Origin of the sequence: Shewanella benthica KT99, from assembly GCF_000172075.1 — a bacterium.
Taxonomy (GTDB): Bacteria; Pseudomonadota; Gammaproteobacteria; order Enterobacterales; family Shewanellaceae; genus Shewanella; species Shewanella benthica_A.
This window is the reverse complement of sequence record NZ_ABIC01000038.1, coordinates 1-20,329: the sequence shown is the minus strand read 5'-3', so window position 1 is coordinate 20,329 and position 20,329 is coordinate 1. Positions and strand designations below refer to the sequence as shown.

22 protein-coding genes, 1 pseudogene and 1 riboswitch are annotated in these 20,329 nt (G+C 46.7%); of the genes and pseudogenes, 12 read left to right on the top strand and 11 right to left on the bottom strand.

From position 1 onward, the window contains the following. The first annotated feature begins 119 nt into the window (after nucleotides 1-119). The 9 genes and pseudogenes from cmoA to KT99_RS15405 all read left to right on the top strand — a co-directional run bounded on the left by cmoA (nucleotide 120) and on the right by KT99_RS15405 (nucleotide 9,076). Complete coding sequence (cmoA, locus tag KT99_RS15445) at nucleotides 120-854, top strand: carboxy-S-adenosyl-L-methionine synthase CmoA (protein WP_005501792.1); 735 nt, start codon at nucleotides 120-122, stop codon at nucleotides 852-854. 66 nt (nucleotides 855-920) lie between these two features. Then, nucleotides 921-1,901 carry a tRNA 5-methoxyuridine(34)/uridine 5-oxyacetic acid(34) synthase CmoB gene (gene cmoB, locus KT99_RS15440; RefSeq protein ID WP_005501790.1) on the top strand — a complete coding sequence of 327 codons (981 nt, stop codon included), beginning with the start codon at nucleotides 921-923 and terminating at the stop codon, nucleotides 1,899-1,901. 95 nt (nucleotides 1,902-1,996) lie between these two features. Continuing rightward, the gene (locus KT99_RS15435; protein WP_040572083.1) at nucleotides 1,997-2,740 is read left to right on the top strand and encodes an ATP-dependent zinc protease family protein; all 744 of its coding nucleotides are present in this window, start codon (nucleotides 1,997-1,999) and stop codon (nucleotides 2,738-2,740) included. Nucleotides 2,741-2,751: 11 nt separating this feature from the next. Beyond that, complete coding sequence (locus tag KT99_RS15430; RefSeq protein ID WP_005501786.1) at nucleotides 2,752-4,257, top strand: UUP1 family membrane protein; 1,506 nt, start codon at nucleotides 2,752-2,754, stop codon at nucleotides 4,255-4,257. A 2-nt stretch (nucleotides 4,258-4,259) separates the two neighbouring features. Further along, nucleotides 4,260-5,222, top strand: coding sequence for an alpha-L-glutamate ligase-like protein (locus tag KT99_RS15425; protein ID WP_005501784.1), 963 nt, complete (start codon nucleotides 4,260-4,262; stop codon nucleotides 5,220-5,222). Then, nucleotides 5,185-7,005 (top strand): M3 family metallopeptidase, encoded by a 1,821-nt coding sequence (locus tag KT99_RS15420; RefSeq protein ID WP_005501781.1) that lies wholly within the window; start codon nucleotides 5,185-5,187, stop codon nucleotides 7,003-7,005. Before KT99_RS15425 ends, KT99_RS15420 begins: the two co-directional genes overlap by 38 nt. Continuing rightward, nucleotides 6,944-8,041, top strand: a complete 1,098-nt coding sequence (locus tag KT99_RS15415) for a DUF3541 domain-containing protein (RefSeq protein WP_005501779.1) — start codon at nucleotides 6,944-6,946, stop codon at nucleotides 8,039-8,041. The genes KT99_RS15420 and KT99_RS15415 overlap by 62 nt, the downstream gene beginning before the upstream one ends. Before the next feature lie 76 nt (nucleotides 8,042-8,117). Continuing rightward, a pseudogene (locus KT99_RS15410) lies at nucleotides 8,118-8,726 on the top strand (LysR family transcriptional regulator); the annotation flags it as partial. A gap of 167 nt (nucleotides 8,727-8,893) precedes the next feature. Further along, the gene (locus KT99_RS15405; RefSeq protein WP_005501774.1) at nucleotides 8,894-9,076 is read left to right on the top strand and encodes a hypothetical protein; all 183 of its coding nucleotides are present in this window, start codon (nucleotides 8,894-8,896) and stop codon (nucleotides 9,074-9,076) included. Nucleotides 9,077-9,110: 34 nt separating this feature from the next. On the opposite strand, the gene KT99_RS15400 is transcribed toward KT99_RS15405, so the two are convergent. From KT99_RS15400 to KT99_RS15365, 9 genes are all read right to left on the bottom strand, one after another. Further along, the gene (locus KT99_RS15400) at nucleotides 9,111-9,368 is read right to left on the bottom strand and encodes a hypothetical protein (RefSeq protein WP_005501772.1); all 258 of its coding nucleotides are present in this window, start codon (nucleotides 9,366-9,368) and stop codon (nucleotides 9,111-9,113) included. An 87-nt stretch (nucleotides 9,369-9,455) separates the two neighbouring features. After that, entirely contained in the window at nucleotides 9,456-10,571 is a 1,116-nt protein-coding gene (gene thiH, locus KT99_RS15395; protein WP_040572082.1) for a 2-iminoacetate synthase ThiH, read from the bottom strand. 18 nt (nucleotides 10,572-10,589) lie between these two features. Beyond that, entirely contained in the window at nucleotides 10,590-11,360 is a 771-nt protein-coding gene (locus KT99_RS15390) for a thiazole synthase (protein ID WP_005501768.1), read from the bottom strand. A gap of 1 nt (nucleotide 11,361) precedes the next feature. Next, complete coding sequence (thiS, locus tag KT99_RS15385) at nucleotides 11,362-11,604, bottom strand: sulfur carrier protein ThiS (protein ID WP_005501766.1); 243 nt, start codon at nucleotides 11,602-11,604, stop codon at nucleotides 11,362-11,364. Further along, on the bottom strand, nucleotides 11,604-12,419 hold the full coding sequence (locus tag KT99_RS15380) for a HesA/MoeB/ThiF family protein (RefSeq protein WP_005501764.1): 816 nt from the start codon (nucleotides 12,417-12,419) through the stop codon (nucleotides 11,604-11,606). The genes thiS and KT99_RS15380 overlap by 1 nt, the downstream gene beginning before the upstream one ends. After that, a complete protein-coding gene (gene thiE / locus KT99_RS15375) occupies nucleotides 12,406-13,980 on the bottom strand; it encodes a thiamine phosphate synthase (protein ID WP_005501762.1) in 1,575 nt (524 codons plus the stop codon). The genes KT99_RS15380 and thiE overlap by 14 nt, the downstream gene beginning before the upstream one ends. A 4-nt stretch (nucleotides 13,981-13,984) precedes the next feature. Continuing rightward, nucleotides 13,985-15,961 (bottom strand): phosphomethylpyrimidine synthase ThiC, encoded by a 1,977-nt coding sequence (thiC, locus tag KT99_RS15370; RefSeq protein ID WP_005501759.1) that lies wholly within the window; start codon nucleotides 15,959-15,961, stop codon nucleotides 13,985-13,987. Between the two features lie 122 nt (nucleotides 15,962-16,083). Then, nucleotides 16,084-16,182, bottom strand: a riboswitch (TPP riboswitch). A 172-nt stretch (nucleotides 16,183-16,354) separates the two neighbouring features. Next, nucleotides 16,355-16,555 carry a hypothetical protein gene (locus tag KT99_RS22355; protein ID WP_198402029.1) on the bottom strand — a complete coding sequence of 67 codons (201 nt, stop codon included), beginning with the start codon at nucleotides 16,553-16,555 and terminating at the stop codon, nucleotides 16,355-16,357. A gap of 22 nt (nucleotides 16,556-16,577) precedes the next feature. Beyond that, the gene (locus KT99_RS15365) at nucleotides 16,578-16,769 is read right to left on the bottom strand and encodes a hypothetical protein (protein WP_157752212.1); all 192 of its coding nucleotides are present in this window, start codon (nucleotides 16,767-16,769) and stop codon (nucleotides 16,578-16,580) included. 417 nt (nucleotides 16,770-17,186) lie between these two features. Between KT99_RS15365 and trhA the strand changes: the two genes are divergently transcribed. Next, nucleotides 17,187-17,867, top strand: coding sequence for a PAQR family membrane homeostasis protein TrhA (trhA, locus tag KT99_RS15360; RefSeq protein WP_040572081.1), 681 nt, complete (start codon nucleotides 17,187-17,189; stop codon nucleotides 17,865-17,867). Between the two features lie 16 nt (nucleotides 17,868-17,883). On the opposite strand, the gene KT99_RS15355 is transcribed toward trhA, so the two are convergent. Next, nucleotides 17,884-18,426: a DTW domain-containing protein gene (locus KT99_RS15355; RefSeq protein ID WP_005501752.1), complete on the bottom strand. Its 543-nt coding sequence runs from the start codon at nucleotides 18,424-18,426 to the stop codon at nucleotides 17,884-17,886. A 179-nt stretch (nucleotides 18,427-18,605) separates the two neighbouring features. Here KT99_RS15355 and KT99_RS15350 point away from each other — a divergent pair, with 179 nt between their 5' ends. Further along, on the top strand, nucleotides 18,606-19,412 hold the full coding sequence (locus tag KT99_RS15350; RefSeq protein ID WP_005501749.1) for a histidine kinase sensor domain-containing protein: 807 nt from the start codon (nucleotides 18,606-18,608) through the stop codon (nucleotides 19,410-19,412). Nucleotides 19,413-19,455: 43 nt separating this feature from the next. Continuing rightward, nucleotides 19,456-19,986, top strand: a complete 531-nt coding sequence (locus KT99_RS15345) for a sensor histidine kinase (protein WP_005501747.1) — start codon at nucleotides 19,456-19,458, stop codon at nucleotides 19,984-19,986. Here the strand turns inward: KT99_RS15345 and def are convergent. Next, nucleotides 19,983-20,329 (bottom strand): peptide deformylase (gene def, locus KT99_RS15340; RefSeq protein WP_005501745.1); only part of this gene is annotated, 347 nt, incomplete at its 5' end. The two genes, KT99_RS15345 and def, sit on opposite strands and share 4 nt — an antisense overlap.

Sequence of the window (20,329 nt, the reverse complement as noted above, 5' to 3'; positions counted from 1 at the left end):
AGAATTTTGTTATACATTCGCTATTAGACAAAACTTTACCAGAAATATCCAGTACTAGGCTTGCCGCATAGAGTGTTATTTCGATAGAATGAAACGTTGAATTTACACACTAAAAGCTAATGACATCATCTCAAGATAATATATATGCTCAAGCATGCAAAAACGTAAGCGACTTTCAGTTTGATGAAAAAGTGGCTGGCGTGTTTAACGACATGATTAAACGCTCGGTACCTGGGTATAGCCAGATTATTAATACCCTAGGTGATTTCGCACAAAAATTCGCCACGTCCGATAGCAATATCTATGACCTAGGCTGCTCGCTTGGCGCCGCCACCTTGAGTATCAGACGCCAGATCGATAATCGACATTGTCGTATCATAGCCGTCGACAATAGCCCCTCTATGATTGAACGTTGTAGTGAGAACTTAACGGCTTACGTGAGTAGCACGCCTGTCGATCTAGTCTGTGGCGACATCAGAGATATCAAAATTGAGAATGCCTCCATGGTGGTGCTTAATTTCACTATGCAGTTTCTGGCTCCTGCAGACAGAGATCAGCTGTTGAGTAACATTTATCATGGACTCAATCCGGGTGGCATCCTGATCCTTTCAGAGAAATTAAATTTTGAAGATGATGCGATTCAAACACTCTTATATGATCTTCACCTGGACTTTAAACGAGCCAATGGCTACAGCGAACTGGAAATAAGTCAAAAACGCAGTTCACTGGAAAATGTGATGAAGCCAGATACCTTGGTACAACACCAACACCGAGTTAGACAACAGGGTTTCAAATATTTCAATATATGGTTTCAATGCTTCAATTTCGCCTCTATGGTCGCCATTAAGTCTTAGAACCCAAGAATAACACTAGATTTCGTTTATAATTTCAACTCAATAGCTTCAAAAGGTGATAACCAAGTGATTAGTTTCAGCTCCTTTTACAAACAAATTGCAGATTCAAGCCTGCAGCACTGGTTAGAAACATTGCCCGCTATATTGGGTCAATGGCAGAGAGAGCATAAACACGGCACCTTGCCTAAATGGGAAAATGTCCTCAATAAGCTCCACTATCCGGCGCCCGACAGCTTAGATTTCAAAAAGAGTGTCACGATTGGATCCGGTAGCCAGCTAAGCTCGGGTGAGCAAGAGAAACTCGAAAATTTATTGCGTATTTTTCAGCCTTGGCGCAAGGGTCCCTTCTCTGTCCATGGCATAGAAATAAATACCGAATGGCGTTCTGACTGGAAGTGGGAACGCGTGCTGCCTCACCTATCACCTTTAAACAATCGAACCATACTCGATGTGGGCTGTGGCAGTGGTTATCATATGTGGCGTATGCTAGGTGAAGGTGCTAAACATGTCGTAGGTATCGATCCTGCCACCCTCTTCTTGTGCCAATTCGAAGCCATCAAGAGATTGGCCGGTGAACAGCATCCTATTCACTTATTGCCCCTAGGCATAGAGGAACTCCCCCCCTTAGACGCTTTCGATACGGTCTTTTCTATGGGAGTACTCTATCATCGCCGGTCCCCTATCGATCATTTGTTACAACTTAGGGATCAATTGCGCAGCGGTGGTGAACTCGTTTTAGAGACACTGGTCATAGATGGTGATGAAAATACCGTTCTCGTGCCTGAAGATAGATATGGCAAAATGAATAATGTATGGTTTATTCCTTCTGCTGCCGCTTTAGAAGCTTGGCTTAAGAAAGCCGGCTTTATCAATGTGAGATGTGTCGACACCGATGTGACCTCGTTAGCCGAGCAGAGAAGTACCGACTGGATGCCTAATGAATCTTTAGTTGATTACCTGGATCCGACCGATATCGATTTGACGATAGAGGGTCACCCTGCACCAAAGCGTGCTACGTTTATCGCCACTAAAAACCAGCCTAGATAAGATTTAATTTTATCTTATCTAGGACTATATAAGCTCAAGCCGTAACAGCTTGGTAATGATCCACCGGACTAAACACCATTGTAATGGGAAGCACTATGTTAAAGCAGATATTCTGTATCGCTGCAATTACAACCTTGGCAGGTTGCGCGTCGACAAATCAAACTGAAAAATTGCCACAACCGATTGATGCTGCAGTATTAGAAACAAGCTTAGCAAAACAACAAGCCGATCTCGTTGCTATTATAGATGAAAATACTCAGGCACAAGCAGCAGGTTATAAGGTGTTATCGACACAACTGACAGCCCTAGAGACCCAGATAGCTCAGCTCAAGCTTGAACCCAAAGAGACCATCACTCCGATTGCGCTGGAATGTCCTCCCTCACCCTTAGGTGACAAGTTCCTACTGGGCGCGACAGAAAATGTCTATGTCGATGAGATTAAAGCGAGTTTTAAGACACGTATCGACACCGGAGCCGAATCTTCTTCTCTCGATGCCCGCAATATCATCCTGTTCGAACGCGATGGTAAGCAATGGGTTCGTTTCGATGTATTGACTCGGGGCCGCGATGCCCCAGCAGAAACGTTCGAATCGAAAGTCGAACGTTTCGTGCGTATCAAGCAAGAAGCCGATGAAAAGAGTGACCGCCGCCCGGTGATCCATGCACATTTACAGATTGGCAAATACAAGGCTGAGACCGATCTTAACTTAGTCGATCGTAGTCATCTCGATTTCCCACTCTTATTGGGGCGTAAATTTATACAAGACATTGCCATCGTCGATGTGGGGCAAACATTTATCCATGGAAAAAAACAGGCTCATTCAGCCATAAATAAATAGGAATAGAGTTAATGCATTCGAAGAAACCCTTTTACATACTGGTTGCCCTACTGTTCATTGTAGGCATAGCCAGCAGTATTTATCGTGGGATAGAACACAAGGTGCCTTTCTTACCGGGCAAGCAAGTTCAAAGCTGGGGCGTCGAGGCAAAAATCAGCTTCCAAGGCACCGGAGAACCTGCAGAAGTCTCATTCGCACTGCCAAACGATCCGGCATTTGAAATATTAGTTGAGAATGCCAGCTCGCCCGGTTTCGGATTATCGATCACCGATGACCCAGAAAATAAGCGAGCAGACTGGTCGATTCGTTCCGCTACAGGCCGGCAAGTTCTTTATTATAAAGTCACCCTTATCCCTACAGGGATCACCAGGATTAAGGCGATAGGCACCCCTGAAGTTACCAATGCTTATATTTGGCCAGCGACGGAGAAAGTCGCAGCAGAGCAGGCCATCGAAGAAGTCTGGGCCAAGAGTGCAACCAACCTCTCATTCGCTCAGCAGCTTAATAAAGCCTTCAACGCCGAAGAACGCAGTCAAAATATTGAGTTACTCTTGAGTAGTAACTCCACTAGCACGCTTTTTGTACACATGCTCAATAGCAAGGGGATCCCGGCTCAAGTCGTCAGCGGCTTGAATCTTGAAGATCAACGACGCAGGCAGCAGCTAGTCAGTTTTGTAGAAGTCTATGATGATGGCGAGTGGCACCTTTTCAATCCTAAGGATGGCACTCAAGGGCGCCCTGAAAATCTGCTTCTTTGGGATAGGTCGGGGAAATCGACCCTAGATGTGATCGGTGGTATCAATTCCCAAGTGACTTTTTCAATGCTTCAGGATACTCGCTCGGCACTGGCCACCTCTCTGGATGTGATGAACAATAAAGGCGCGCTCGATTTCTCCTTATATCAACTGCCGCTGGAAGAACAGAGCCTGTTTAAAGGCATCTTATTAATCCCCATCGGCGTGCTAATGGTGGTATTTCTTCGTGTCCTTGTGGGCCTTAAGACTTCAGGCACTTTTATGCCGGTCTTGATTGCCTTGGCATTCATTCAAACAACTCTGTTGACCGGTCTCATTGGTTTCATACTTATTGTCGCTTGTGGCCTGATGATCCGCTCCTATCTGTCACAGCTGAACCTGCTGCTTATCTCCCGAATATCCGCGGTGATCATCGTTGTTATCGGTATCATAGGCGTGTTTACCTTATTGTCATATAAGTTTGGTCTCAGTGAAGGGTTAACCATCACCTATTTCCCGATGATCATCCTTGCCTGGACCATAGAAAGAATGTCTATTTTATGGGAAGAGGAAGGCCCTAAGGAAGTAGTTTTACAAGGCGGGGGTAGCCTGTTTGTCGCCACTCTGGCGTATCTGGCCATGAGCGCGCCTTGGATACAGCACTGGGTATTTAACTTCTTAGGCATTCATCTAGTTATCTTGGCTATCGTGTTACTCATGGGCCAATATACCGGTTACCGGTTATTCGAACTTAAACGCTTTAAGCCCTTGGCAGGAGAATAACCATGAAGTTCTCATTAGCCTGGCCATCGGCTCTGCGCAGCAAGGGTGTGCTTGGCATGAATAAGCGTAACATCGACTATATTGGTCGCTGTAATCCACGTAAATTTTACAAACGAGTCGATGATAAACTCATCACCAAACAACTGGCATTAGCCAATAACATCGCCGTCCCTTCGCTTATCGGTGTGGTGCGGGAGCAACATGAGATTGAAGATATCCCGGCCATGGTTGCCGCTGAAGATGGCTTCGTTATCAAGCCATCGAAAGGCTCAGGTGGTAAAGGGATATTAGTGATCACTAAGGTAGAAGCGGGTCGTTACTATAAACCTAACGGTCAAGAGGTCACGCCTTCTGAAGTATACCGCCATGTATCGAATGTACTCAGTGGCCTGTTTTCTCTTGGCGGCAATCCCGATGTGGCCATCGTTGAGGGGCTTATTCTATTCGATCCGGTTTTCGATGGCTACTCCTATGAAGGGGTGCCGGACATTCGCCTCATCGTGTACAAAGGCTTTCCCGTCATGGGCATGCTACGCCTGTCGACTGCGGCATCCGATGGCAAGGCTAACTTGCATCAGGGAGCCGTAGGAGTTGGCGTCGATATCGGCACGGGTAAGGGACTGCATGCAGTACAATTTGATGAGCCCATCGATTTTCATCCGGATACCAATAAGAAGCTTATTGATATTGAAGTACCTCACTGGGACTTCTTGCTCCACACGGCTTCTAAAACTTATGAAATGAGTGAGATGGGCTATTTAGGCACAGATATGGTACTCGATAGAGACAAGGGACCCTTGCTGCTTGAGCTCAATGCCCGTCCCGGTCTCGCCATACAAATAGCCAATAACCGAGGGATCTTGCCCAATCTGGATAATGTGGACAAACTCGGTGATCATAATATGACAGTGGATGAACGAGTTGAATATGCTAAGAAGCATTTTTGCCATAGCGCTCAGCTCTAGTCTTATCTTCACTACGGCGGTCAAGGCCGCCGTTTCTCCTCTGCCTTTACTCGTAGAGCAATGCTTGCAACTGCACTCGCCTAGCGATTCGTTTACAGGTGATTCGCAGTTATCACATGTCAATCTCGCCGCAATCACCCAACCCAACGAAGCTGTTATCAAGCAGAGTCACGCCCTCGAAGCCTCCCTGCTAAGCCTATTTAATATCAAAGATAGATTGCAATATTACCGTAGCTACCCCCTACCGCTCCTCTACCAAGAAAGTCTGCTGCAATGTCAGTTGCATTTGGCCGATATGATGGCTCAAACGCTGAACTCGCCTTGGTTGACACAATTGACCAATCAGTTAGCAAAAGCGGCCAATAATAAGGAGCTCAGCCAACTATTAAACAGACTCGATGCACTCGAGGTAAACCATCTTTCTTTGGCACAAAAATCTCAGCTACACACGGCTCAAGCCAGCATTAAACAGGGATTAAGAACCCAGCAACTGACATTGAATTTTACCGAACAAGATTGCCAATTAAACACAGATTCTAACAAGTCATCGTTAACAAATAGAGCCAGCAGTGACCGCGAAAATAAGCACTCGCCGCATCCCCAATCTAGTAATGCTTTTAACCTCAGCATTGCAGCCTATTTAATCAAACAGGATGATCCTGTCTGTCAAAAGCGTGTTTGGCAAGCCTATCAAGGACGGGCAAAAGAGAAAAACCAGCTGGCTCTCGAGCGAGTCTTGCAACTAAAGACCCTGCAGGCACATGATAAAGGGTTTGCAGACTATGCCCGCTTCTCTCTGGCGAAGCAGTTTCTGGCAACACCTGAGTTAGTCAAAACATTTCTAGACTCCCAAACAGAGATGGCCCCCACAGCGCCTTGGAATCTAGGCCACCATCTGTCTCAATCCAAAAGCATGGACACGGCAAATATAGCAGCAACTGAGCTCATGGAGAATATACAGGTAAGAGCCGAAACATTAGGATTTAGTTTCGAGACTGTGACGGTAAATATCCAGCGAGTCTGGTATCAAGGTCGATTGTTAGGCGATATATTTATACAGCCTAGCAATCGAAGCCAGATACATATCTTAAGATCGCCGGTGCTAGGGCGCCAGTTCGGCCAGATTCAACTGTCAATGAAGCAAGAGCTGAGTCACATCAAAGACCAGCATATCCTAGTTAAGGCATACGCCTCAGCCCTTGCGGCTCTGTCCCACAGCAGTCACTACTACCTGGTCAACACGCTCGGTGAGACGCTCGATACCCGTAATATGGGTGAGCTTTGGTTAGCCTTATATCTAGGTGAAGGGATTGTCGAACCCTATACCGAGCTCAGCCGCGAAAGAACCGTTTCCCGCTTCGCCCGACAGCTAAAGGTGTTCAGGGCTAAAGTCACACTAAATTTTTATTCCAATGCTAGCCTAAAACCCTATAAGAGACTCGACGTTGAATTTATCGAGTCATTCACAGGTGAATGGGAACGCCCTGAAGATTATCCCTATAATTTTTACGCTATCGTCACTGCCGGTCCTCTGTACTATCAGGAGCTTTGGCAAGACTCACTCTCTCAATACCTCTACCAATCTACAAAACACTGTAAAAATCAATCCAGTGTGTACAATACACTGGTGGTCAATGAAGATTCCAAAACAATAAATCAAAGGCTAAGAATATTACTCGGTGAACCTGTCGATGCACGATCTCTCATTAAAAGGATACAAGATGGCTTTTCTTACCCAGAAAAATTTTCTCAAGATCAGTACACTTTCACTTGCCCTATTTAGCCTAAGTGCAGCTAGCGCTGTCATTGACCCAAGCCAGACACAAAATGACAAGGTGTATCAAGGCATAAAGAATAATCTCGAACTGCACCTTTACCAGCTTCCTCCTCGCGTGCAGGGCCATTATGGGATCCGTCTCTACCGCATGACGGGTGATGAAAAGTATGCCAATGCCGCGCTCATCGACCTCTACGCCGTCACCGAATCTCAAGCCTTCTATGCCTGCTCTCTCGAAAAACCGGGATTTATCACCACTGAGGCTGAAAAATCCATTGCTGTGCTAGGCAAAGGTCCTAGGGCTAAAGCCAGAAAGAAGGCGTTAAAACCCTTTCCTGAGTTTCTATTTTACACCGATGTATTACTCAGATTTTCGAGCCGTATCCATGAATTTGGTTTAACGGGCCCCTGTCATGATAAACTGATCACGGCGCTGAAGAATACCGACTTAAAGACAGGGCTAACCGATAAAGCTATGATTAAATCCTGGGCGGCACAATTAATCAATTACGCCTACTGGGCTAAGCAGTTAGGAGTTGGAGACTATGTCAATGAGTACAAACAGGCCTTCATTGCAGTGTATCCCAACGACAAAGATAGTGAACTCAATAAAAAACAGTATCAGAACAAGTTATACGGCCTCACGCACTTCATCTTTGCAGCCAGCGAATACTATCAGCACCATGTCCCACCTAAAGAGTTTGCCTGGATTTTGGACTACTTTGAAGACAATATTGATCGCATCTTAGAAGATGCCACCGACGATATCATTGCCGAAGTGGGAATAAGCTTTCATCTAGCGGGACAGTCTGATAACCCGGTTGTGGCCAAGACTCAAGCCCATATTGTCAATGCCTTCGATGAAAGTGTGCAGTTTATTCGTTCACCTATGGGAAATCCTGATTTAGCGCTCGGTGAGCACAGAAATGTCTTGGCCATGATGCTACTCAATTGGCCACAGAAGCTGCATAAAGGGCCATATTTTACTGAACTCAAGGCCACCAAGAAGTACCTGCCTAAGCAAGTATCGGTTAAGAAATAATAACAGTGGCCTGAATACACTCAGGCCACTATTAACTCAATGTATATTATAGATAGCATTTTAGGTCAGATTAAACATGGATAGAGCTAAATCAACCTTAGAACAATGGCGAATATTGCAAGCCGTCGTCGATTTTGGTGGCGATGCTCAGGCTGCTGCGGTCCTTAATAAGAGTCAATCATCTCTCAACCACGCCGTTGCTAAGCTTCAATCCCAATTAGGCATCTAACTGCTTGAAGTTAGAGGACTAAAAGCCTACTTGACCGCGCAAGGTGATGTCTTGTTGAGACGATCCAGGCACATCACCCAGTCTGTGGCTGAACTTGAACTGCTCGCCAATAATTTAGAAAACGGCTGGGAGCCGAAACTGACCATAGCAAGAGAGATTGTCTATCCCATGGATATGCTAGTCGATGCCCTGGCCACTTTTCAACCACAAAGCCGCGGGACTCGTATCACCATAATAGACTCAGTGATCAGCGGCACACACGATCTGATTAAAGACCAAGTCGTCGATATCGCCATATGTGGCGGCGTTCCGCCTAGTGGTTACATCTCAGAGCCTCTGTGTGAAATAGACTTTCTGCTGGTGTGTCATCCTGAACATGTATTAGCCCAAGATCCGAATATCGAAGACGATCAAACCTTGGCCCAACATCTGCAAATCGTCATTAAAGATACGGGAAAGGCGTGAATATCGGTTCCATCTCCTCTTCGGGCGAGCCCCCTCCCCGATCCTGCATATTATGGTGAGCTTGCTGGCCCTGAGGCTTTGTAGGAGTATCGAATGGATTGATATCAGGCTGAGGATCACTGACAACACTGTGGGAGTTAAATCGGGGTGACAGGTCTATGGCTTGTTCTTTAGGGCTGACTAACCCGCTAACCGTCAGTGGACCTAAATTGAGGCTAAAACTTGGCAGGCTTGAGTTTGAGCCTGATAAATTGACACTTAGGTTAGTATCACTCGCTCTGGAGATGGATTGCGAGACTAAAGCCGAATATGATATCGACGATGCTCTCGGTCCAAGCTGAATATCAGGTGAAACCCTCACCCCTGACATGACAACTACACCTCTAGGTTGATAATAGTGCCTAAGTTCTCCGATGACGTTGCGATGACTTCCACAGCGGCTTCGCCTTGCTGCCCAGCCTCTATTGCTGAGACAAGGGCTTGTGTTTTATCGACGTCTTCGACAGGTCGCGCTGCATCTGTTTTAACATCTACACTAGCAGGCTTAGCGACATCGATAGTCGCTTGAGTCAGTCCGGACTGAGCGCTTTGTAAGCCGGCCAGACCCGATACATTACTTGGAGGAATTTGCATACCTTTAGCTCCAACATTAACTTGATGTTTGCTCAATTATCAATCAGCAGCAGATAAAAGTACAGTTAAACGTATCCAAGAATGGTATCACCTCCCTATCCAGGCCGACTCCCAATCTTTCCACACCGGATTTAATCCCCTTTGCTTCATCGCATGACTCACCTGAGCCGGGCTTCTATCATCACTGATCTCAAACTGATCTAACTCAGTATCCGGGTTGACATAACCGCCGGGTTGAGTCGAGCTGCCGGCACTTAAGTTGGTTATCCCCAGTGAAAACAGGTTATCTCTGAGTTGTGGCGCTTCCCGAGTCGACAAACTAATATCCAGCTGCTGATTAAACAGCCTGAAAGCACAGATAAGTTGCACTAAGCCCTTATCGGTCAACTCAACCTTAGGGGTTATCCCACCTGTACAAGGCCTCAATCTAGGCAATGAGACACTGTAACGGGTACGCCAATACTTAGACTCAAGATAAGCAAGGTGATGGCCTAACAAGAGTGCATCCAAGCGCCAGTCATCCAGGCCAAACAGAACCCCGAGCCCAACCTTATCTACCCCGGCTTTGGCAACACGCTCAGGGGTATCTAAGCGATAGGCGAAATCCTTTTTCTTGCCTCGGGTGTGGTGCTTGGCATAGGTCTGGGGATTATAAGTCTCTTGATATATCATCACGGCATCGAGACCCAGTCCCACCAGCTCAGCGTACTCATGCTCGGCCAATGGCTGCACTTCCATGGCTAAATAACTGAACTGATTCTTAACCTGAGGTAAAACCTGTTTAAAGTAATCGATGCCGACTTTGGTTTCATGCTCTCCGGAGACTAACAAGATGGAGTCGTAACCTAGTTTTTTAATCACCGCCATCTCGGCTTCGAGTTCCGAGCCATTTAATGTCTTGCGTTTCAGCTTATTACTCATGCTAAAACCACAATAATCACACTCGTTGGCACATAAATTCGACAGATATAGGGGTAAAAACATGCCTATATTGGCGCCGAATCTCTGCCTTGTCAGCCGAACCGACTGCTGAGCCATCTGTTCGATATAAGGTTCTGCGGCGGGCGATAACAGCGCGAGTAGGCTATTGAGATCCCCCTCGGCTGAATTGAGTGCACGTTCCACATCATCACTCGTGGCCGAATAGAGGGCTAATTTCAATTTTCCCCGGGAGAGCCCCTGAAGATAGGATAGGAAACTCATGGGCATATCCCGATAAATTCACATTGTGTCATTAAGAAACCCCGTCAATGGACTGGTTTGACTCGCGACCGAGTTCACATGACCTAAGCCGGCGAGATAAGCGTCTCTTCCTGTCTGTACCGCTGAGGCGAAACAGCGACCCATGGCTACCGGATCCCGGCTACTGGCGATAGCAGTATTGACCAGTACAGCATCGGCGCCAAGCTCCATGGCACGTGTCGCCTGAGAAGGCGCACCTATGCCGGCATCCACGATCACAGGCACCCTGGCTTGCTCGATGATCATTTTCAGAAAGGTCTCTGTTACTAGGCCTTGATTAGATCCGATAGGGCTGCCTAATGGCATCACAGCGGCGCAACCCACTTCTTCGAGTCGACGACACAATACCGGATCGGCATGGACATAGGGCAAGACAATGAAGCCTTTATCACAGAGGATCTTAGCCGCTTCCAAGGTTTCGATAGGATCCGGCATCAGATACTTAGGATCGGGGTGGATCTCAAGTTTTATCCAGCTCGTATCCAACATTTCTCTGGCGAGTTCGGCGGCAAAGACCGCCTCTTTGGCATTTCTGGCCCCGGATGTATTGGGCAGGAGTTTAACCCCACTGCTTAACAAGGGCTGCAAGATATCATCGCTGCCCGTTTTCAGATCGAGTCGCTTCATCGCCATAGTGACAAGTTCAGAACCCGAGCACGTGATCGCCTCTAACATAAGGGCTGATGTTGAAAATTTTCCCGTACCGGTAAACAGTCGAGATGAAAATTGATGATCGGCAATAGTTAACATCTTAGCCTCCCGCCACTAGGGCAAATACTTCAAATTGATCGCCATCACGACACAAGGTCTCTTTCCAGCGTGACTTAGGCAATACCTGCCCGTTACGTACCAGTGCAACGGAACTGGCGGCAATATTTTGCAACTGGAGTAATCCTGGTACATTCAAACCACTGGATAAGAAAATCTGCTCATCGTTGAGCATGACTTTGATTGATGTTTCGCTGCGATTACTCGCGGATATTTTGTGGCTCATTAATGACCCCCTTCACAAAGTAAGCTTGAATCAGGTATCTGGGATTGACTCCTGGGCTGTTCCACTCGTCCACCACACACATGACATTGAAGATCTCGACTCAAGCTCGCCTCACGCCACTGCATTGCTCGGCCATCGAACCTGAGTAACTTCCCCGTCGGCACCGGGATCCCCAAGAGTAAATTCATCCCAAGCAGCGCCTGCATGGATGCCATCACTCCAACCATAGGACCTAAGACGCCAACACTCTGGCAGGTCTGACTGATATGAGAGTCTTGAGGAAAAAGACATGCATAACAGCCCGAATCGGGGGCAGACTCCATGTCGACCATAAAAATCTGACCACTGAAGTTAGCCACCGCGGCCGTTATTAATGGCGCCTTAACTTGGAGGCAGGTTAAGTTGATCAATTGACGAGTGCCAAAATCATCGGTGCAATCGAACACAAGCTCCATGTGTGCCAGTAAGTCCTGACGATTATGTTCGCTTAATTTATCGGTAACGGCTTGCAAGTTACAGCCCGGGTAAGCGTTCGAGAGCTTTAGGACCGCAGTCGCTGATTTATACTCACCGATATCCTTATCACTAAAAAGCAGCTGCCTCGGCAAGTTAGATAACTCAATCTTGTCATCATCTATCAGTGTCAGCTTGCCCACTCCGGCTGCCGCCAGATACTGAGCGACCAGATTCCCCAGACCACCAACACCGACAATGGCCACATGTGCCTGAAACAGATCGAACTGCCCCGTTTCACCGACATCTGGCAATAGAATTTGCCGGGAGTAACGCAGAAAATCGGCATTACTGACTGACATGAGCTTGCTCCCAGGCAGAGGATAAGGCTAGATAGGCGGCGCCAGGCTGCTGTGATTCGGTCACTGCTCTCACGATGGCAACATCATCTACCCCGGTTCTCTTCACGGTCTCTATACGGCTGGCATCTATGCCGCCAATCGCCACCAAGGGATAGTGGCCTTTAAACAAGTCCACATAGTGTTGCAGTTTCATCAGGCCTTGAGGCGCAGATGGCATCACCTTAGTGGTCGTTGGAAAGATATGACCCAGTGCGATATAGGAAGGCGTGATTTGCGATGCGAGCAAGAGCTCGAAATAGCTATGGCTCGATATGCCAAGGGCAAGTTGTGCTTCAGCAATACGTTTAAGATCGGCAACATAGAGATCTTCCTGACCTAGATGCACACCATAAGCATTATGCTTGAGTGCCAATTCCCAATAATCATTGATAAATACCTTAGCCTGATAATCCCGCCCTAAGGCGATGGCGTGCGCTATTTTATCCTCAAGCTGAGGATCATTCTCATCCTTTATCCTAAGTTGAATCGTTTTCGCCCCGGCTTTGAGTAAGCTTGCTAACAGTGGCAAGTCAGACACCACGGGATAGAGGCCTAACCGCTCACCTATCGTCTTAAACTTGATCCCAACAGGAAGAGAGGGCCCTTCGTCTAAGCTGCTGATCGTCGGGAAATGACTCAGCTCTCTAGGCCATGAAGTTCGCGCTAAAGGTCCGGGTCCCTCATCCACACGATAACTGTGTTTTATTCCAGCACAGACATAGGCCTTAGCCACGACAATAGCATCATGGAGCACAAAACCTGAGGCCATCACACTGGCGATGGCGGAGCTTAAAGTGCATCCGGTACCATGATTATTGTTTGATGCGCGCGGACTCGATAACAAGAAACTACGTCCTTGATGCATTTCAGAGCAAGCTGTGGCGCGAGTACAGACAAAGATATCTTGGGCCGCATCAGCTCGCCAGGCAGGACCTTTACCCCCCCCTTTAGCCAACACATTGGTGTCGAGTAATTGCGCCAAGTCTTGAGCCGCGAGATGATACTGGGACATATCAGCTAAGCTTTGACCCACCAGCTCACCGAGCTCAAGGGCATTTGGGGTGATCAGGGTGATTAAACCTTTAAATGGCGAGAAATCGAGCCGACTGTCATCTTCATCTAACCGGTCACCGCAACTGGCTATCATCACAGGATCTAAAATAACCGCGACCTCAGTACCACTGCGCTTGTTGTGATCATCAAGTTCCAGGGCAAGCCAACGACTCAGAATATCTATCTGCCGCTGATTTGCCAATAAACCTATCTTTATCGCTTTAGGTGGCAAGTCTTGTAGCAAGGTATCGAGTTGAGCCAGCAGCATCTCATCGGATACTGGCTCAACCAGATTGACTGCGACTGAGCTCTGTGCCGTTAACGTGGTGATCACAGTGCAAGCATGACAAGCGAGATCATTCATGGTGGCGAGATCCGCCCCAATACCCGCACCTCCGCCACTGTCAGAGCCTGCTATTGACCAAACAACAGGCTTTAAAGCCGACGAAGTCGGCTCTACATTTTCCATCAGATCAACCCTCAACTTCATCGAGCACAGGTTTCACCGTGCCGGCTTCATGATAGAGGGCGGCGCCCTTTGCCTTAAACTCAGCCGACATCATGGCCATTCCCTTCTCTCTATCCAGATTTGAGCTTAACTCGGCCGTGTTTCTCGCCTTAAACTCTTCATCGGTCTGCATCTCAAGCTTCTGAGCCGCTGCATATTCACGCACCTCTTGACTGATCTTCATCGAACAGAACTTAGGTCCGCACATGGAGCAGAAATGAGCCACCTTGGCCGATTCCTGCGGCAGAGATTCATCGTGATAGGCTTTGGCGGTTTGTGGATCCAGTCCCAGGTTATATTGATCTTCCCAGCGGAACTCGAAACGAGCCTTGGATAAGGCATTATCGCGAATTTGCGCCGTCGGATGTCCTTTAGCCACATCACCGGCATGAGCCGCAATTTTATAGGTGATTAACCCTTGCTTCACATCTTCCTTGTTTGGCAATCCAAGGTGTTCTTTAGGCGTCACATAACAGAGCATGGAACAACCAAACCAGGCGATCATCGCCGCCCCAATACCAGAGGTAAAGTGATCGTATCCAGGTGCAATATCAGTCGTTTGTGGGCCTAATGTATAGAAAGGGGCTTCATCACACACTTCTAACTGTTTTTCCATGTTCTCTTTAATAAGATTCATGGGGATGTGACCAGGACCTTCGATGATGGTCTGCACATCGTACTCCCAGGCAATCTTCACCAACTCGCCTAAGGTTTCTAGCTCGGCGAACTGCGCCTCATCGTTGGCATCGGCGATAGACCCCGGACGCATACCGTCCCCGAGAGATAAGGACACATCATAGGCGGCGCAAAGCTTACAGATATCTCTGAAGTGCTCATAGAGGAAGTTTTCCTGATGATGTGACAGACACCACTTTGCCATGATGGCGCCACCACGTGAGACGATACCCGTCAGACGATTCGCCGTCATTGGCACGTAGCGCAGTAATACCCCGGCATGAATGGTGAAGTAATCGACGCCCTGCTCTGCCTGCTCAATCAATGTATCCTTAAACACATCCCAGGTCAGATCCTCGGCGACACCGTTCACCTTCTCTAAGGCCTGATAGATAGGCACGGTTCCAATAGGCACCGGAGAGTTACGAATGATCCACTCGCGGGTTTCATGTATATAGCGGCCGGTAGACAAGTCCATCACGGTATCTGCGCCCCAACGAGTAGACCATACCAGCTTTTCGACTTCCTCTTCGATAGATGAAGTCACCGCCGAGTTACCGATATTGGCATTGACCTTAACCAGAAAATTACGGCCTATGATCATGGGCTCGGCTTCTGGATGATTGATATTCAACGGAATAATCGCCCGGCCTCGGGCAATTTCACTTCGGACAAACTCAGGGGTGATAGGCTCTGAAATCGAGGAGCCGAAACTTTCACCCTGTGCCTTACGGGTCAATACCTCGTCGGTGATTTCAGACTGGGCCATGTTCTCGCGGATGGCGATATATTCCATTTCAGGGGTTATAATCCCTTGTCTGGCATAATGTAACTGAGTGACACACTTACCTGGTTTCGCCTTTCTTGGAGGAAGTAAAGAATCGAATCTCAGGTGATCTAAGCCATCATCGGCGAGTCTTTGCTGAGTAAAACATGAACTGACACCGACAAGTTGCTCAGTGTCGTCACGTTCTACAATCCAATTATTTCTGAATTTATCCAGGCCCCTGCGGACATTGATATCGGCATCGGGATCTGAATAGGGGCCGGCGCAGTCATAGACTCTAAGCGGCGCATTGGGCTCCAAGATAGGATCCGACTCAGTCCCCCCCACCATGGTATCGGACAGGATAATTTGGCGCATACCGACACGGAGGTCTTCACGACTACCGGTTAGATAGACTTTTTCAGAATTAGGGTGCTGTAGCGGCTTTAGGGTATCGATGAACTCTTGAGCTTGAGCTCGGGTTTCGCGGCGGTTTGACATAAGCAATCTCACTTTAATTGAAATGAAGTTGCTTGTCAGGAGTGTTGAATAACAGACACGAGAAGATGCTCGATGTCACAGATAATGACGATAAATGAATACAGAAATTCACACGATTTATGGACATTATCATGCTTGTTTCCTTCGCAGGTATTAACCTGATCAGGTTCAACGGATCCCGAATAAACGGTCTCAGCCAATAGGCACTCCGACAAGATGCGAGAAGTATAATCTTAAAACATCAAAGTTAACAAGGCTTTTGTAAAGATATCAATTCGAAAAATATCATGACAAAGACAAATGTAAGACGCTGTATTTATGGTTTATTAAGTTAAATAAAACATTAAATTTGAGAATTCGTGATTAACCAATCAAATTATTTCATCATAATCATTATGACTTAATGGGTCTTTTATGCACTCTTTTTGCTATCGCTCGCGTTAACGCCGCCGCAACTGAGTCGCCATCCGTCTCACTGAGCGTTTTAGTTCGGGTATATTGATTAGCTTGCGGGTATACCAAGGGAGCGGAGGTCCAGAGGATATCTAAGGTAAACACCAGGGCCAAATGACAGCTAATGACCAGAACGCTCACCAATAGCCAAGAGGTTCTGCGCTTAATTAGCTACAAGATTTACATGCTCATAAGCGGATAAGCTAAAGGGCATAAGCTCATGGTTCAGCTCTTGCGGCTCGAAGGAGGTATCAAACTGAATATCGAGATTTACGGCACACATCTCCGCCTTTAGCCCCTTCAGTTCTTCCTTGTTTTCACTAAGTAGAACTTCCTCTACGCGAAACGCTTTCAATAACATCATCCCTGTGGTTCATCATTGTCTGTTCATTTCACTTCAAAGACAGCGAATCAGTCAGTACCAAGATTTCATCCTGGACTCAATATCAATAAAAATCAGATTGCAAATGAGACAGAAAGTTCATTTTGACGCTATAAACTTAGCTTACACGTGTACGCTCAAGTGTGGTTTTATGCTGGATTTACTGTTAGACTCCACCGCATATATCCATATAGTCGTATATCGAAAGCCACTTGCGCAGCATATAGTGTTTTTCCCTTGGCTTTAAACATCAGTCGCACTACGTGAGATTCTCAGGACTTCTGTGTTGCATTGTCTTAAATGGAATAACCATTTCCTCAACAATGCGCCTTGAATTAACAGCCCTGAGAGAGCTCTGAATTAACCATAAATTTAATGGAATTGGTATATATGGCACTAGAAGAATCATTGTCCCAGCAAGCATCGACGGTCTCAGTCAATAGCAGTGGCTATAGTCATAAAGAAGAGATGGCAAACAGCATAAGCCATGGTCTGGGTATTGTGGCGGGTATTATCGGGCTTGCACTCTCTCTGATAAAAGGCCAGCAAACACTCGATGGCATGCAATTATTTGGACTGGTTATCTACTGTGCCAGCATCGTCTTACTTTTCTCCTGCTCGACTTTATATCATTCGATCTCCTCTCCAGTTTGGAAGCACAGACTTAAGATTGCCGATCATTGCGCCATCTATTTTTTAATTGCTGGCACCTATACACCTCTGATGCTCATCGCCCTGGATGGGTCCAAGGCTAATATTATCCTCATCGCCATCTGGTCCCTGGCTTTTGGTGGAGTATTATTTAAAACCCTGTTTATTCATCGTTTCAAGAAGCTCAGTGTTGCCCTCTACTTATTGATGGGCTGGTTGTGCGCAACCGTGATGAATGAGCTTATCGCTTCGATGACAGATCTAGGTTTTCAGTTATTGATTCTTGGCGGGTTATTTTACACTTTTGGGGTGATATTCTATGTCGGTAAACGCATTCCCTATAACCACGCAATATGGCATCTATTTGTGCTCGCTGGCGCGGTAAGTCACTTCCTCTGTGTGTACTTAACCTTGATTTAAGCCCGAGCATGGAGATTTATCCAGACTGTCGGCCTGCTTGAAAATCATGAAATGCTTGTGTCAGCAGCTCAACCTCTTGATGACGACTCTTTAACTCGAGTAGGCCGATGATGCACTCTATGGTGCACAAGCCCCCCTCTATTTGATTTCGTCTCAGCGTAAAACCTGAATCCGCCTGCTCAGTTAAGGCAAACTTATCCGCAGCCTTAAGATAGGGGCTTTGCCTCATCATCTTGCGGGCCTCTTGCCAGGTTGCATCTAATATAATGAGCGTATCAGGCATGTACTCGAGGTAGAGCTGAGCCTGAATGTTTTCCATAGGCTCAGGCTCACCTTTGCCATCTGCATCACATCTTCCTTCTGAGAAACATAGAAGTTTAGGTCTTGGAAAAAGTACAGCGGCGCTATGGCTGCTAATTAATTCTATCAAGGCTAGATCCGGAGACACCCTAGACCAAATGATCCGCCTGCACCATTGAGGAAAAGCGTTTAATGCAAGTAAACCTGTGTTGGTTGGGCGATCGACTTCTCTTTCATGGGTTAACAAGACCAAGTTCATCTATTTTTACTCTTGTGGATTATTCATGCATGAAAAAGTGAATAAGGGTCAGCAAATGAAAAAATGTTTAAACAGAGACAGCTCACCTATTTACACTCTGGTACTAGAAAAATAGATCAGTGTGAGATAAAACCCTCTGATAACAATTCTCATTCCCACAAATACAGTCACAGTTCATTATGTCCATACCAATAACGGGTCTATTCTCGGGTCTGCAAGTTAAACTATTTAGTTACTTTACCTTATCTTTATTGGCTATTTTACTTATCGCTACAGGGATTGAAAGGGTTGTGATCAATCGATTGTTAACTCTGCCTCAATCTACTCAGGATCAGATTAATCACTTGGCTAATCAGGCGACCGACTTAGTTAACAAGGAAGCTCTAACAGCATTAACAAGATGGGAACAGAATCAGGCATTCCGTGTTTATGTGTTAGACAAAGACCTCAAATCCATCACGAAATCAGCATTGCATCCCCATTTCATCTTTAAATTACAATATATACGGCAACTTCATCTGCCCATGGGCAACAGTGTCAGAAAACCTCTGATAGGTATTCCTCTGCCTAATGCCCACCATATCAATGGCCCGTTAACTTTAGTGGTGCAGCTCAATCCCGAGCTCCACCCGGCTCAAAAACTCACTCAAAGCCTGTGGATTATTCGCGTTCTGGTGGGAATATCTGTGTTACTGGTATTTACTTCCATTTTAACTCGTTACTTAATTACGCCGCTTAAGCATTTGAAGTTAGGCACTCAAGCCTTGGCCAGTGGTCGATTAGACACCAGGATCGCCCAGCATTTCTCCGTTAAAGAACCTGAATTTTATCACCTCGCCACAGAATTCGATCATATGGCGGAGCAAGTACAGCAATCGATGCAAAATCAGAAGCGCTTACTGAGGGATGTATCCCATGAACTCAGGACTCCCTTAGCCAGACAGGAGATCGCGCTACATCTCTTAGCGAAGCTAAGCGAGTCGTGAGCAACACAAGTTTATACAACGCTTAGAGCAAGAAAATCAGCAGATGGCATCCCTTATCAATAGTATCTTAGATTACAGTCGACTCAATAATGCCTACGTGGAATTAACCTACGCTTGGGTTGCCTTGAGCCATATTCGTTCCAGAGTCCTGGCAGATATCCAGTTTGAAGCACAAGAGTCTCAAACCATCACCTGGACGGAATTTACCCACGATTTGAATATCCAGACTGACGCCGATTTTCTCATTCGCGCCATAGATAATGTGCTGAGAAATGCGCTTAAATATGCGGGAGAAAGCTGTACTGTTGTCATTAGTTCACATATCAATGATGGCAATCTGGTCATAGATATAACAGACAACGGCCCAGGGATCCCGGACGACAAATTAGAAAACCTCTTCAACCCCTTCACCAGAATGGATGAAGCCAGACACTCTAGTCAGGGGGGATACGGACTTGGACTCGTTAAACAGAGCCTTAAATTACTGGGGGGAGAAGTGAGTGCCAGCAACCATCTCACAGGAGGGCTATGTATCAGCTTTAGCTTACCCTTGCCTCCCATGAAAGCGGCTTAGGCGTATTTTTTCACTTTTTTTAGCGCTATTTGTTGCTTAAGTTTCGACAGGTGATCGGTAAAGACTATGCCTTGTAGATGATCTATTTCGTGCTGTAATACGATGGCCAAGAATGTATCAGTCTCAATGTCAAAGGGTTTACCGGTACGATCCAGCGCCTTAACTGTCACCTGCTCACTTCTGGCCACCTTGGCTCGATAGCCGGGAATAGATAAACACCCCTCCTCGCCTATAAAGTCACCTTCAGTCGCCACAATTTCCGGATTGATCAGCACCTGTGGCTGATCTCTTTCTTCTGACAGGTCTATGACTAAGATGGCGTGCTGACTACCGACTGTTCGCC

Coding starts and splice junctions, on each gene's coding strand:
- thiH (WP_040572082.1), bottom strand. CDS start 10,571: ATGAGTTTCCTATCCTATCTTCAGGGGCTCTCCCGGGGAAAATTGAAA.
- KT99_RS15425 (WP_005501784.1), top strand. CDS start 4,260: ATGAAGTTCTCATTAGCCTGGCCATCGGCTCTGCGCAGCAAGGGTGTG.
- KT99_RS15415 (WP_005501779.1), top strand. CDS start 6,944: ATGGCTTTTCTTACCCAGAAAAATTTTCTCAAGATCAGTACACTTTCA.
- KT99_RS15380 (WP_005501764.1), bottom strand. CDS start 12,419: ATGTCAGTCAGTAATGCCGATTTTCTGCGTTACTCCCGGCAAATTCTA.
- KT99_RS15430 (WP_005501786.1), top strand. CDS start 2,752: ATGCATTCGAAGAAACCCTTTTACATACTGGTTGCCCTACTGTTCATT.
- KT99_RS15405 (WP_005501774.1), top strand. CDS start 8,894: ATGGCTTGTTCTTTAGGGCTGACTAACCCGCTAACCGTCAGTGGACCT.
- KT99_RS15390 (WP_005501768.1), bottom strand. CDS start 11,360: ATGTTAACTATTGCCGATCATCAATTTTCATCTCGACTGTTTACCGGT.
- KT99_RS15355 (WP_005501752.1), bottom strand. CDS start 18,426: ATGAACTTGGTCTTGTTAACCCATGAAAGAGAAGTCGATCGCCCAACC.
- KT99_RS15345 (WP_005501747.1), top strand. CDS start 19,456: ATGGCATCCCTTATCAATAGTATCTTAGATTACAGTCGACTCAATAAT.
- thiS (WP_005501766.1), bottom strand. CDS start 11,604: ATGAGCCACAAAATATCCGCGAGTAATCGCAGCGAAACATCAATCAAA.
- KT99_RS15350 (WP_005501749.1), top strand. CDS start 18,606: ATGTCCATACCAATAACGGGTCTATTCTCGGGTCTGCAAGTTAAACTA.
- cmoA (WP_005501792.1), top strand. CDS start 120: ATGACATCATCTCAAGATAATATATATGCTCAAGCATGCAAAAACGTA.
- KT99_RS15435 (WP_040572083.1), top strand. CDS start 1,997: ATGTTAAAGCAGATATTCTGTATCGCTGCAATTACAACCTTGGCAGGT.
- trhA (WP_040572081.1), top strand. CDS start 17,187: ATGGCACTAGAAGAATCATTGTCCCAGCAAGCATCGACGGTCTCAGTC.
- thiE (WP_005501762.1), bottom strand. CDS start 13,980: ATGGAAAATGTAGAGCCGACTTCGTCGGCTTTAAAGCCTGTTGTTTGG.
- KT99_RS15400 (WP_005501772.1), bottom strand. CDS start 9,368: ATGCAAATTCCTCCAAGTAATGTATCGGGTCTGGCCGGCTTACAAAGC.
- KT99_RS15420 (WP_005501781.1), top strand. CDS start 5,185: ATGCTAAGAAGCATTTTTGCCATAGCGCTCAGCTCTAGTCTTATCTTC.
- thiC (WP_005501759.1), bottom strand. CDS start 15,961: ATGTCAAACCGCCGCGAAACCCGAGCTCAAGCTCAAGAGTTCATCGAT.